This is a genomic window from Caloramator fervidus (assembly GCF_900108045.1).
Taxonomy (GTDB): Bacteria; Bacillota; Clostridia; order Clostridiales; family Caloramatoraceae; genus Caloramator; species Caloramator fervidus.
The window spans coordinates 26439-38986 of sequence record NZ_FNUK01000012.1 but is presented as its reverse complement, the minus strand read 5'-3'; the positions used below and the strand labels follow the sequence as shown (position 1 = coordinate 38986).

Annotated in this window: 20 protein-coding genes; all 20 read right to left on the bottom strand. The window is 29.5% G+C overall.

What is annotated here, in order from left to right:
• Positions 1–139: 139 nt before the first annotated feature.
• Positions 140–562 (bottom strand): divergent PAP2 family protein, encoded by a 423-nt coding sequence (locus C4R78_RS05440; RefSeq protein WP_242971200.1) that lies wholly within the window; start codon positions 560–562, stop codon positions 140–142.
• A gap of 23 nt (positions 563–585) precedes the next feature.
• Positions 586–1461, bottom strand: a complete 876-nt coding sequence (locus tag C4R78_RS05435) for a polyprenyl synthetase family protein (RefSeq protein ID WP_103896080.1) — start codon at positions 1459–1461, stop codon at positions 586–588.
• A 1-nt stretch (position 1462) separates the two neighbouring features.
• Positions 1463–1702: an exodeoxyribonuclease VII small subunit gene (gene xseB / locus C4R78_RS05430; protein WP_103896079.1), complete on the bottom strand. Its 240-nt coding sequence runs from the start codon at positions 1700–1702 to the stop codon at positions 1463–1465.
• Positions 1699–2973 carry an exodeoxyribonuclease VII large subunit gene (gene xseA / locus C4R78_RS05425; RefSeq protein WP_103896078.1) on the bottom strand — a complete coding sequence of 425 codons (1275 nt, stop codon included), beginning with the start codon at positions 2971–2973 and terminating at the stop codon, positions 1699–1701. Before xseA ends, xseB begins: the two co-directional genes overlap by 4 nt.
• The gene (locus C4R78_RS05420; RefSeq protein ID WP_103896077.1) at positions 2966–3814 is read right to left on the bottom strand and encodes a bifunctional 5,10-methylenetetrahydrofolate dehydrogenase/5,10-methenyltetrahydrofolate cyclohydrolase; all 849 of its coding nucleotides are present in this window, start codon (positions 3812–3814) and stop codon (positions 2966–2968) included. The genes xseA and C4R78_RS05420 overlap by 8 nt, the downstream gene beginning before the upstream one ends.
• Positions 3795–4733: a tRNA (adenosine(37)-N6)-threonylcarbamoyltransferase complex transferase subunit TsaD gene (locus C4R78_RS05415; RefSeq protein ID WP_103896076.1), complete on the bottom strand. Its 939-nt coding sequence runs from the start codon at positions 4731–4733 to the stop codon at positions 3795–3797. Before C4R78_RS05415 ends, C4R78_RS05420 begins: the two co-directional genes overlap by 20 nt.
• Before the next feature lie 2 nt (positions 4734–4735).
• Entirely contained in the window at positions 4736–5143 is a 408-nt protein-coding gene (nusB, locus tag C4R78_RS05410; RefSeq protein ID WP_103896075.1) for a transcription antitermination factor NusB, read from the bottom strand.
• 18 nt (positions 5144–5161) lie between these two features.
• Complete coding sequence (locus tag C4R78_RS05405; RefSeq protein WP_103896074.1) at positions 5162–5386, bottom strand: DUF2273 domain-containing protein; 225 nt, start codon at positions 5384–5386, stop codon at positions 5162–5164.
• Between the two features lie 10 nt (positions 5387–5396).
• Complete coding sequence (gene amaP, locus C4R78_RS05400; protein ID WP_103896073.1) at positions 5397–5924, bottom strand: alkaline shock response membrane anchor protein AmaP; 528 nt, start codon at positions 5922–5924, stop codon at positions 5397–5399.
• A gap of 66 nt (positions 5925–5990) precedes the next feature.
• Entirely contained in the window at positions 5991–6371 is a 381-nt protein-coding gene (locus C4R78_RS05395) for an Asp23/Gls24 family envelope stress response protein (RefSeq protein ID WP_103896072.1), read from the bottom strand.
• Positions 6372–6442: 71 nt separating this feature from the next.
• A complete protein-coding gene (locus tag C4R78_RS05390) occupies positions 6443–6928 on the bottom strand; it encodes a SpoIIIAH-like family protein (protein WP_103896071.1) in 486 nt (161 codons plus the stop codon).
• A gap of 67 nt (positions 6929–6995) precedes the next feature.
• Positions 6996–7598 (bottom strand): stage III sporulation protein AG, encoded by a 603-nt coding sequence (spoIIIAG, locus tag C4R78_RS05385; RefSeq protein ID WP_159945837.1) that lies wholly within the window; start codon positions 7596–7598, stop codon positions 6996–6998.
• 10 nt (positions 7599–7608) lie between these two features.
• Positions 7609–8169 carry a stage III sporulation protein AF gene (gene spoIIIAF / locus C4R78_RS05380; protein WP_159945835.1) on the bottom strand — a complete coding sequence of 187 codons (561 nt, stop codon included), beginning with the start codon at positions 8167–8169 and terminating at the stop codon, positions 7609–7611.
• Between the two features lie 5 nt (positions 8170–8174).
• Complete coding sequence (gene spoIIIAE, locus C4R78_RS05375; protein WP_103896068.1) at positions 8175–9320, bottom strand: stage III sporulation protein AE; 1146 nt, start codon at positions 9318–9320, stop codon at positions 8175–8177.
• A gap of 12 nt (positions 9321–9332) precedes the next feature.
• Positions 9333–9719, bottom strand: a complete 387-nt coding sequence (gene spoIIIAD / locus C4R78_RS05370) for a stage III sporulation protein AD (protein ID WP_103896067.1) — start codon at positions 9717–9719, stop codon at positions 9333–9335.
• 11 nt (positions 9720–9730) lie between these two features.
• The gene (gene spoIIIAC / locus C4R78_RS05365; RefSeq protein WP_103896066.1) at positions 9731–9928 is read right to left on the bottom strand and encodes a stage III sporulation protein AC; all 198 of its coding nucleotides are present in this window, start codon (positions 9926–9928) and stop codon (positions 9731–9733) included.
• A 10-nt stretch (positions 9929–9938) separates the two neighbouring features.
• Positions 9939–10454 carry a stage III sporulation protein SpoIIIAB gene (gene spoIIIAB, locus C4R78_RS05360; protein ID WP_103896065.1) on the bottom strand — a complete coding sequence of 172 codons (516 nt, stop codon included), beginning with the start codon at positions 10452–10454 and terminating at the stop codon, positions 9939–9941.
• A 17-nt stretch (positions 10455–10471) separates the two neighbouring features.
• Positions 10472–11404, bottom strand: a complete 933-nt coding sequence (gene spoIIIAA, locus C4R78_RS05355) for a stage III sporulation protein AA (protein ID WP_103896064.1) — start codon at positions 11402–11404, stop codon at positions 10472–10474.
• A gap of 107 nt (positions 11405–11511) precedes the next feature.
• Positions 11512–11916, bottom strand: coding sequence for a CD1247 N-terminal domain-containing protein (locus tag C4R78_RS05350; protein ID WP_103896063.1), 405 nt, complete (start codon positions 11914–11916; stop codon positions 11512–11514).
• A gap of 63 nt (positions 11917–11979) precedes the next feature.
• Complete coding sequence (gene efp / locus C4R78_RS05345) at positions 11980–12537, bottom strand: elongation factor P (RefSeq protein ID WP_103896062.1); 558 nt, start codon at positions 12535–12537, stop codon at positions 11980–11982.
• Between the last annotated feature and the right edge of the window lie 11 nt (positions 12538–12548).

The following is a 12548-nucleotide window of genomic DNA, read 5'->3' as shown; positions in this document are numbered from 1 at the left end:
CCCCAGCCCCCTTACTCCCAGCACCAACCCACTACTGGGCGTAGCGAGCCAGCACAAGGAACTTCATCGATGTGCCCTTTAGCGGATTTTTAGCCCCGCCTTCGGAATAGACTAGCCGACTAGAATACTGCGCCACCCATTAATAGCAAATTCCAACTATTAAGCCTATAATAGCTCCAACGAAAACTTCTATAGGAGAATGTCCTATAAGCTCTTTTAATTTTTCCTGTTTAAATTTATGATGCATTAAATCATCAACTATCTTATTTAATATTTCTGCTTGTTTTCCAGCAGCTCTTCTTACACCTGCAGCATCATACATAACTACAAGTGCAAAACATAAAGATATTGCAAATTCTATGCTATCAAATCCCTTTAAAAGTCCAACCTTTGTAGAAAGCGCTACAACAAAAGCTGAGTGGGAACTTGGCATTCCTCCAGAACCTACAATTCGCGAAAAATCTAGTTTGCCTTTTTTTATTGAAACTATTAAAACTTTTAACCCTTGAGCAATAATCCAAGCTATAAAAGCTGTTATAAGGATTTCATTTTTAAAAATCAAGAAAACATCCACCTAATCTTCACCTAACTTTCTCGATATAAAAGATATTCTGTCAAAGCATGTAAAAATCCTGTATTATCTATTTTAATAGCAAGTTCTGCAGCTTTCAAACTATATTCTTTGGCTAATTCCCGTGATTTTTCTAAACCATACAAGCTTACAAAGGTAGGTTTATTGTTTTTTGCATCTTTTCCCACGCTTTTACCCAATTTTTCGCTATTTCCTACAACATCTAAAATATCATCTACTATCTGAAAAGCAATACCTAGGTTTTTACTATATTCCCTTGTCAAAGGAAGAGCATCGTATCTATTTGCAATTATTGCTCCAACATTACATGAGGCTTCAATAAGTTTTCCTGTTTTTTTCTCATGCATATTTTTTAATAAGTTTTCATTTAATAATTTTCCCACATTAGTTATATCTATTACTTGACCTGCTATCATTCCCATTACTCCACTTGCCCTTGAAATTTCAAAGGCAGCATCTATAAATCTTTTATCATAACTATTTTTTGAAGATAAAAGAAGTATTTCAAATGCTAAATTAAGCAAAGCATCTCCAGTTAAAATAGCAATAGCTTCTCCATAAACCTTATGATTTGTAAGTTTTCCTCTTCTATAATCATCATTATCCATGCAGGGTAAATCATCATGAATTAGTGAATAAGTATGTATCATTTCTATACTACAAGCAACATCTAAAACTTCTTCAGTATTTCCTCCTAAAGCTTCACATATAGCTATACTAAGAATAGGCCTTATTCTTTTTCCTCCTGCAAGCAAACTATATTTCATAGAATCAATAATAATTTGAGGAGCATCTAAATTAGAAACAAGCTCTTTAAGCCTTTCGTTAACCCTTTTTTGCTTATCTAATAAACATTTTTCAAATTCCATTTTACTCCTCCTCAAAATTAAACTCTGTTTCAATTAATTCTCCATTGCTTCCCTTTAAAACTATATTTATCTGTCTTTCTGCCTCGTCAAGCTTTCTATTACAATAATCTGAAAGTTCAATACCTTCCTTAAACAATTTTAAAGATTCATCTAAAGATAAATTATCACTTTCCAATTTTTTTACTATTTCTTCCAATCTCTTTATAGCTTCTTCAAAATTTAAATTTAACTGTTCCTTCATAAGTTTACCTCCATTTTCTCTAAAACATTACATTTTACATTTCCATCACAGAAATGCAAGATTATATCATCTCCAATATCCAACTCATTAACACTTTTTACTATACCTTCATCTTTTTCAACAAATGCATAACCCCTCTTAAGTATTTTTAATGGGCTTAATGCATCCATTTTTCCAACCAAAACTGAAAAATTACTTCTTCTTTCTAAAACAACATTAGAGCCTATATTTAAAAGCTTTGTTTTTAAAAGTTCCACCTGGCTTTGAGAAGTAGTTAGTTTTTGTAAAACAGTATGTTCTAATTTATTACGAAGATTGTCTAGATATTGCATATTTTGTAGTATTATATTATTAGGAGAATAATTCATAAGCCTTTGATGTAAACTACCTAAGTATAATAAATCCTTCTTGATCTTATTATTTAAACATTTATATAAAGTCTCTTGATAACTATTTATTTTAAACTTTAATTCATCAAACCTAGGAACTGCCATTTCAGCAGCATGAGAAGGGGTAGAAGCTCTAACATCTGCAACAAAATCTGATATAGTATAATCAGTTTCATGTCCAACAGCAGAAATTATAGGAATTTTGCTATCGTATATAGCCCTTGCAACTATTTCTTCATTAAAAGCCCAAAGCTCTTCTATAGACCCCCCTCCTCTTCCTATTATGATAACATCAATATCATCCCTTGAATTAAAATATTTGATTCCTTCAACAATAGTTTCAGCGGCTCCTTCCCCCTGAACCTTTGCTGGATACAAAATTATTTTTACTCCACTAAATCGTCTTGTTGAAACATTTATAATATCTCTAATAACAGCTCCCGTGCTTGAAGTTACAACTCCAATTTTCCTTGGGAATATAGGTAATTTTTTTTTCCTTTCTTCACTAAACAATCCTTCTTTATATAACTTCTCTTTTAATTTTTCAAAAGCAAGATATAAACTACCATATCCCTCAGGCTCTAGTTTACGACAGTATAATTGATACTGACCATCTCTTTCATATACAGTAACACATCCATAAGCTATTACGCTCATACCGTCCTCAGGAATAAATTTTAATTTTGAACTATATCCTTTAAAAAGGACACATCTAATTTTAGCATCATTATCCTTTAATGTAAAATACATGTGTCCTGAAGAATGAAGCTTAAAATTTGATATTTCTCCTTTTACTATTACATCGTTTAAAACATCATCATAATCAAATATTTCTTTGATGTATTTTGTCAGCTGACTTACACTAAATATTACACTATCCATAAATATTCGCTGCCTCCAAAACGTTTTCTATAAGCATAGTAGTTGTCATAGAACCTACACCGCCAGGAACAGGAGTTATCATTGAAGCTTTATTTAAAACATTTTCAAAATCCACATCGCCAACTAATTTTCCATCAACAAGCGTTGTTCCTGCATCCACAATTACTGCACCTTCTTTTATCATATCTTCTGTAATAAGCTTTGGCTTACCGACAGCACTTATAATAATATCAGAATTTAATAATATTTCTTTTAAATTTTCCGTTTTAGAATGACATATAGTAACTGTTGCATCATTATGCAACATAAGTGCTGCTATAGGTTTTCCAACTATATTGCTTCTTCCAACAACAGCAACTTTCTTACCACGTATTTCAATATTCATTTCCTTTAATATTCTTAAAATCCCCTTTGGAGTACAAGGAAGCAAACATTTTTCTCCCCTGTATAATTTTCCTACATTTATAGGATTAAAGCAATCTACATCTTTATTAACATCTATAATTCCCGCAATCTTATTTTCATCTATATGCTTTGGAAGAGGAACTTGAACAAGTATGCCATGAACACTTGAGTCATCATTTAATTTTTTTATAAGCTCTATTAAATCCTCTTCTGAAGTATCTTCAGAAAGTTCATATGTAATGAATTTTAATCCTGTTTCAATACAAACCTTTTCTTGATTTTTTACGTAAGATAAAGATGCTGGATCTTTTCCAACTATTATAGTAGCAAGACAAATTTTTTGACCATTTATATCTTCATATTGCTTGGCCTTTTTAGAAAGTTCCTCTCTAATCTTTTTGGCAATTTCTTTGCAATTAATCACGTAGGCTGCCATTATAATCCCCCTTTAATAACTTTTTAAGGCCTATATAAGCAACCCCAACAGCATTATCGGTTGCAAACTCCTCTTTGGAAAAATAAACCATGCCATCAAATTTATTTTTTAGGTATTCTCTAATAAATTTACTTGAAGAAACTCCTCCAATTAAAATTATAGGTAGCTTGTAATATTTAATCAAATTATTTATGAGTTTTTCCAAGGTTTTAGCCGCACACAACATTACAGCATAAGCTATTTCATCACTTGCTTTTCCTTCATTTATATACCTTAAAGCCATAGTTTCTTGCCCTGAAAAATTAAAAAAGTATCCATCTACCTTTGATGGAATTCTTAAATTTTTGTTTGTAGAATTTAAAGCCAATTCATCAAGTTTTTTACCTGATGGAAAATTATATCCAAGAGCTACTCCTACTCTATCTAAAAACTGCCCTATACTTATATCTTTTGTTCCACCTATTTTAGTTATATAGTAATCATCTTTAAATTGAACATGTAAAACCTCTGAAGTTCCTCCAGATAAATGTAAAGCAATAAATTCAGTATAATTAAAATCTATAGATCTTACAGCTGCTTCGATATGCCCCTCTTGATGAGTTGTTAAAAATAATGGAATAGAATTAGTTAAAGATATAACTTTTGCAAAGGACTCTCCAGCTCTAAAAACCGGCATGTATGAACCTTCAACAGGCCTTGGCTTTATGCTTACACAAACAGCATCCATTTTCTTGCCTTTAAAATTTTCAAATAACTCAGGTAAATTTATAACATGTTGAAAAAGGGCTTCAGATTGCCTCAAGCCCTTTTCTCCTATCTTTACAAATAATGCTTTTCTTAAATCTAATATAACCTTATCTTCAGATACTAAAGAAACAGAAGTTGTATAGTTGCTAGTATCAATTCCTAACACTAACATAATTAATCTAACTCCTCTATAACTCTTCCTAATATTCCATTTATAAAAGCTGGAGATTGATCAGTCCCATATTTTTTAGCAAGTTCAACAGCTTCATTTATAGCAACTGGATTTGGAACATCTTCTCTTTTTAACATTTCATAAATTGCTAGCCTCATTATTGATAGGTCAACCTTAGCAATTCTATTAAGCTTCCAACCTTGAGAATATTTTTCTATGTAAGAATCTATAACATTTAAATTCCTTTCAACTCCATAAACACAATCTTTTATATATTCAATATCCTCATCTGAAAATTTTACTTCATTATTTTCATAAAAATCCTTAATAATTTCATCTGCAGTATAATTTGTAATTTCCATTTGATAAATTAAAGTCATAGCTTTTTCCCTTGCATTTTTTCTTCCCATGACCATTCCTCCATAGTTTTATTTCCAATTATTATTCAATATATTTTTTATAAAATCAAATAAATCTTCATTGTTATCTATCTTCTTACCTATATAATAACCAAAATAAATACAAATAACAATAAAAATAGTTCTAAAAAAACCTATAATTAAAACAAAAATGGAAAATAAAAGCCCTAAAAAAGCACCTAGAAACTTTCCTTTATTAGCCTTAATTATATCAATTATATACTCCCTCAACATTTTAATCCCTCTATTCTACTTTAAACTTAGTACTACTAGCTATCTCATCCACCATAACTTTTACCTCTCCAACTGGTATTTCAGCAATACTCTCTAGATACCTTTTTACTGAACGTTGAACCTCTAAAACTAAATTAGGGATATTATGATCGGGATATACCAACGCTTTAATCAATATATTTAATTTATCTTTATCAGTTTTTAATAAAATCTTTACATCCTTCAATCCTTTTATATCTTTTAAAGACTTTAATATCAAAGACTTTATGGCATCGTTAGAAATAATAAGTTCTCCTTCAGAGGTATATTTAGATACCCCTAATCTAAATTTTTCCCTTTTTAAAATATTTATAAGAATTATACCATTAACTACAACTATAAAAAAACAAAATACAGATGTATAAAAATCTAATCTATTAACTAATAACAATAAAATATTCTTAGCTACAGAATAAAATGGAGCTATAGCTAAGAATAATGCTAAAGCAATAACAACTATTATATATATACATAAAAAAAACTTCGTAAAGTTTTTCATATGTAACACTCCTTATTTCATAAATTAACCTAAATTAACCCTCTGTAAACAGAGGGCTAATTTAGGTTACTTTTTCATATCCTCTTTTGGTTCTTTTTGGAAATTTATACCTTGAACATGAACATTTACTTGAGTTACATTTATACCTGTCATAGTTTCAACAGAAAGCTTTACCTTTTTTTGAACTTCTTTTGCAACCTCAGGAATAACTACTCCATACTCAACAATTAGATAAACATCTATTAAAACTTCATTTTCTCCAAGTTGAACTTTTATTCCTTTGCTAGGTGATTTAACACCAACCTTTTCTAACATATCCCCTGTAAACCCTGCAGTAAGATCAGCAACACCTGATACTTCACTAGCAGCCATTGAAGCTATAAGAGAAATAACCTCAGGCGCTATCTTAACCTGCCCCATTTCATCTAATTTCATGTCTGGTTCCATTTATTACACCCCCTGTAGAGTCCATCCTTATCTTTAGTTTATTACTAATATATGAAAAAATCAAGTAAAAATTATTTTTGTCTTACCGTAATTCTTGACGGAGAAATTCCTGTAGTTTTTACAATTATATCCTTTATTTGATTTGCCTCTTCACTTGTTAATGGATTATCTGATTTTACACAAACCTCAACTCCATTATCATCTATAAAGCATAGAGCATCTTCAAAACCTTTTTCTTTAACTAAAGATTCTATTTTATTTTCCTTTAAAGCCCTATCATTTAATTGCATCAATTTAGTTGTAGCAGCTTCTTTAGCTGATTTTGCTGCATCTTTGCTATTTATTATCTTTTCTAATTCTTGTTTTACAACACTTCTTTCTTGTTCCCTAGCAATTCTGCTTTCTGCAAAGTAATTCACTGCCTCCTTATTTTCCACACTTTTGCTTATGGTTGTCAAATCTGCAGAATCGTTAAACTTTTTAGCTGCCCAACCAGCAACTGCTATAAGCATAATCAAAACAGCAATAATAGCAGTTTGTCTTTTTACATCTGACATTTAAATCCCCCTCCTTAAATTTTCTAAATTTATCTAATAAATTTATATGATAAACAAAGAACTTATATTAATTTTTCATAGGTAAAACAGATACTTTGCTAGCAGGAATATTTAAACATGTTTTTACAGCGTTAATTATTTGCTCTTTTACAACAGGATTTTTTGCTCCTTCAGCCACAACAATAACACCACCTATTGTCGGATTTACTTGTTTTACAATTAGAGGTTTGTTGCCTGAACCTTCGTTTACAATTACTACATTCAAACTTTTGCTGTTTTCAGTAGTAGTTCTTGTTCCCCCTTGATTATCCTTCTCTTCTATTTTTCTTGTGCTGTTATTTTCGTTATATGCAGGAACTGAAATACTTCCACCTTCAAAATAAATCATTGCATTAACTCTTCCAACCCCATCTATCTGCATTAATATATCTATTAACTCCTTTTTTAGTTTTTCTTCATATGGAAGCTGAGGAGCATATGTAGTCGTAGAAACTTCAATTACAGATCTTTCTTCCTTTCTTTTTTTATCAGTCATTTTTATACTTTTATATGTATCAACAACCAATATAATAAACACCCCTAAAAGAAAAAGTATAATCAAATTTAAAATAAACTTCTTAGGATTTTTCTTTATATCATCAACCTTTTCTAAAATTTTTCTTATATCCATCCTCATCCCCTCACTTTATAACCCTAATATTTTCTTGACGTATTCCTAAATTTTCATGTAAATACTTTTTAATTAAAATAGTTTCATAGTCTTCCTCCTTTAAATCTCTTCCTATAGTTACTTTTTCAACAGGCTTTATAATTTTACTATAATTCTTTGACAAAGTTATACTTTCTATTTTCCCAAAGCCTAATGAATTCATATCTTCGTTAATTTTTATATCTTCAACTGTAAATTCCTTATTAAGTTTTTGTCTTATATCATTTTCAATTCTTTTTTTAAGATTATTCTTAAATTCATCTACAAGCTGCCGATTATAAACTTCAAGGTTAAAAGATTTCGATGCATCACCGTAATACTTGTTATAATACTCAGAAACTGTATTTTCCACATTTATGCCTTTATCAAAAAATTTAAATACTGGAGTTAAAATAGCTACCAAAACTATAAACCCTAACACAAACTTAACATATTTTTTAAATTTATTAGAGGGAAGTAATATCTCAACTAAAGCTATAAAAATATAAACGCTTAATATAATTTTTATCCAAGAACTTAAAAAATCTATCATAACCATCACCCAATGTTAACAATAACTTTACCAGCTGAAGCTAAAATTGTTATCATTATAAAAAACATTACACCTACAGATAATACTGCAGCAAAAATCATAACTAAAGATTTACTTGCAGCATTTAATCCATTTATAATTTTTCCATCTGCAATAGGCTCTAAAACAACACAAGAAAACTTGTATATTAAGCTAAGTATTAATATTTTTACAAGAGGAAATATACATATACCAGCAATTACAATAAGCCCAAATATACTAACAGCATCTTTTAAAATTAAAGAATAACTAGCAACAGTTGCAACAGCATCAGAAAGGGCCCCTCCAACTATAGGGACTAACTTATCTACTGCAAACTTAGTACTCTTTAAAACAACTTCATCAAAGGTATTTGCTGTTATTCCTCTTATAGTTATTATTGCAATAAAAATAGTCATTAAAAATGTTAAAACCAAAGTATTAATAGAATTAATAAAATCACCAAGCTTAGTTATCTTTATATCATCACTAAGATTATCAACAATATATATAACAACAATTATTATAGTCGTAGGTAATACCAAATTTTTTATAACATCGCTTGAAAATTTAATGAAAAACATCATTATAGGATCAAGAGTTGTTGCAGTAGCTATACTTCCTGTTCCAACAAGAATGCTAACAAGAGCAGGAATCAACGCGTTCATAAATTCCACCATTTCAGTAATAGCTTTTGTTGCTATAGAAATAGCCTGCATAAAACTTTTTATAATTATAGTAGTTATCAAAAGAAAAATAGCAAAATTAGATACTCTATATATACTATTTTCTTCAAAAGCCAACTGCAAATTATGTATTAAAGCTGCAATTATCCCAATAGCTAGAAGTTCAATAAGCAGCTTATAATTTATTAAAATTTCTTTAAAAGAAAATCTTATTATGTTTTTTATAAAATCCATAATAGTAAACTTTATCGTTCCTGAACTTTTATAATCCTCTATTATTTTACTTAAGCTAACATCTGGAAAATACTCATTTGTCTCCTGAAGCATTTTTGCTGAGTTTTCTAAATACGAATAATCTGCATTTGAGGTTTCTCTATTCATTGAAAAAACGCTAAAATTTATAAGCAACAAAAATACAACTACAAAAGACATTATTTTAAATCTCATATGTATCACATCCTAAGGTAGTATTTTTATAATAAGATCAATAACGGCAAGCATAATTGGAAGTGATAGTAATACAATTAAAACCTTCCCTGCAAATTCAATCTTACTTGCTATAGAATTTTGACCTGAATCTTTGCAAATTTCTATACCAAAAGAAGCAATATAAGCTATTCCGATTATCTTAAATACAATATTAAGATATGTATAATCAATATTAGCCTTTATAGCTATCTGCTGAATAGCCTGTATAACTACCGTAAGCTTTGAAATCATCATAAAAAATATAACCAATCCCGTAGCAATGCTAAGATGAACAGCATACTCAGGCTTATCTTTCTCAACAAACAATATTATTATTGAAGCAATTAATGCTATAGCAACAACTTTTATAATTTCCATTTAACCACCTTCTAAAATTGAAACATGGATTTTACTGTGTCAAATAATTTCATTATCATATTTAAAGTTAAAAACAAAATCATAACTACTCCTATCAAAGTAGTAATAGTTGCAAAATCCTCTTTTCCTTGGCTGTTAAAGATTTTATCTAAAATTATAATAAGTATTCCTAATGCACCTATCTTAAAAATTATACTTATATCAATCATTATATCCCCCCTAAATAAGAATAACTACAACAATGACCCCAAAGGAAAAACCTAAGTATTTAATCAATTTATCATTCTTCCTTCTTTTTTCTTCTGCTTGTTTTTCTAAAAGTTCAAGTCTTTTAATAGTTACATTAAAATTTTTCTTTTGCCCTTCTATATCGCTTGTCCCTAATTCTCCAAAAAATTTAGCCAAAACTTCTACTTCTTCTTTGTTTAGAAAAATCTTATCTCTATATTTTTCAAATAAGTTTATAAATATTTCATATACAGTATCTGCCTTAAACTCTTTTAAATCCTTTGACATATCTATAAAAAAACTTTTTAATGGTTCACGTAATTTTTTTGAAACTAACAAAAGAGCATTATACAAAGGTTCTGAAGAATATACTATCTCACCCTCTAAAACTTGAAGTGCGTATTGTATTTCTTGAATTTGCCTTACCTTTTCAGATAAAAGATAAGAAATATAAAATCCCATTGTAGTAGTAGAGGCAATAATCAAAATACACCCTATAAATTTCAAAATATCCCCCCTTTTATTTAAAGGTATATAATTTTATCTATTGTTCCTGGACCTTGTCTTTTACTTAAAACTATTACAACTTCAAAAAATTTATTTTCTAACATTTCTTTTATTCCTATTCTATTTTTTACTTCATCAAGGTCTTTTCCATGGGCAGTAGCTATAATTTTTACTCCTGATTTTAAAGCATCTTGAATAGCTTTTGCATCTTCTAAACTTCCTATTTCATCAACGGCTATCACCTCAGGTCCCATTGACCTTAATAATAAGTTAATTCCTATAACCTTAGGACACGAATCTATAACATCTGTCCTTATTCCAACATCTAATTGAGGAACTCCATAATAACAAGCTGCTATTTCTCCTCTCTCATCAACAACACCTACTTTATAACCTTTGATATTTAGTTCGTCATTTCCATTACTAATATTTCTTATAATATCCCTAAGAATAGTAGTCTTCCCACATCCTGGTGGAGAAACAATTAATGTATGCTTCAATCCTTCTTTATAGGCTAGTTTTAAAATTTCTTTAGAACATCCCTTTATTTCCCTTGCTATTCTAAGATTAATTCCTGAAATATTTCTTATAGTTTTAATGCTGTTATTATCTAAAACAACTCTTCCAACAATACCTACCCTATGTCCGCCAACTAGAGTAATAAAACCATTTCTTATCTCATCATCAACTGAATACAGTGAATAATTTGACATCCTTTTTATTGTCTTATCTATATCAAATACTTCAACAATAAAAGCATCTTTTAAACTCTTTGTTATCTGTCCTTTATCATCTAAAAAATAGTCCTCTGAATTTTTTACAACCATAAGAGGTTTTTTAGCTCTTAATCTTATCTCTTGGATTTTATTACACTCCTTATCTGGAATATTGCTTAAAACAGTTGATATCCTCTCTGGAAATACATTAATAATTTCTTTAGTAAACCCCACCTACCTCCCCCCTTTCTTAATATAAAATTTATTATTACATAATTATTTTTATGACAAAAAAAATTTGTCATTCAGTTAAATAAAAAAGCTCTGGAATAAATCCAGAGCTAGCAATTACAATCTTCACTATCACATTCACATTCTTCTTTAATAAAAATAGGCTCATTGCAATTTGGACAAATTATTTCTTCTTCCTCCTCATCTTCAAAGACCTCTTTATCTAAAAATATTTTTTCATTACAATGGGGGCATTCAACTTCTACAAAAGCATCATCTTCATAATCATCATCTTCATACAACTCATCTTCAAGCCTTGTTAAATCTTCATCTATTGCATCTACATATTCTTCAAGGTCAGCTTGCTCTCCATAAATTCTATCTATTTCTTCAGCAATTTCATCTAAAACATCAATAATTGCAATAAGCAGTTTTCCTTCTTTAGTATCTTCATTAATTCCAAGACCATCAGCTAAACCTTTAAGATATGAAACCCTTTCTTTAACTATGTTCATTATATCACCTCATTTTATATAATTTAAGCAGTGGTAGAAACCACTGCTTAGTTTTAGTATGCATCATACTCTTGACATATATTCGCCTGTTCTTGTATCAATTCTTATAACATCTCCTACGTTTATAAATAAAGGAACCATAAATGTAGCACCTGTTTCAACTTTAGCTGGCTTTAATGCTGTTGTAGCTGTATCTCCTCTTACACCTGGTTCTGTTTCAACTACTTCTAATTCAACAAATGTTGGTGGTTCAACTGAGAAAGCTTCTCCTTTATAAAATTTTATAATAGCTGTCATATTTTCTTTAAGATATTTTATAGCATCTTCAACTTTATCATAATTTAATGGTATTTGTTCATATGTTTGTGTATCCATAAAGTAATATAATGTTCCATCATTGTAAAGGTATTGCATTTCCCTTCTTTCAATAACAGCTTCTGGGAACTTTTCAGTTGGGCTGAAGGATTTTTCAATAACTGCACCAGTAACAACGTTTTTAAGCTTAGTTCTTACAAAGGCAGCTCCCTTTCCTGGCTTTACATGCATAAAGTCAATAACTGTAAAAACTTGTCCATCAAGTTCAAAAGTAGTTCCTTTTTTGAAATCTCCTGCTGAAATCATGAATGATATCC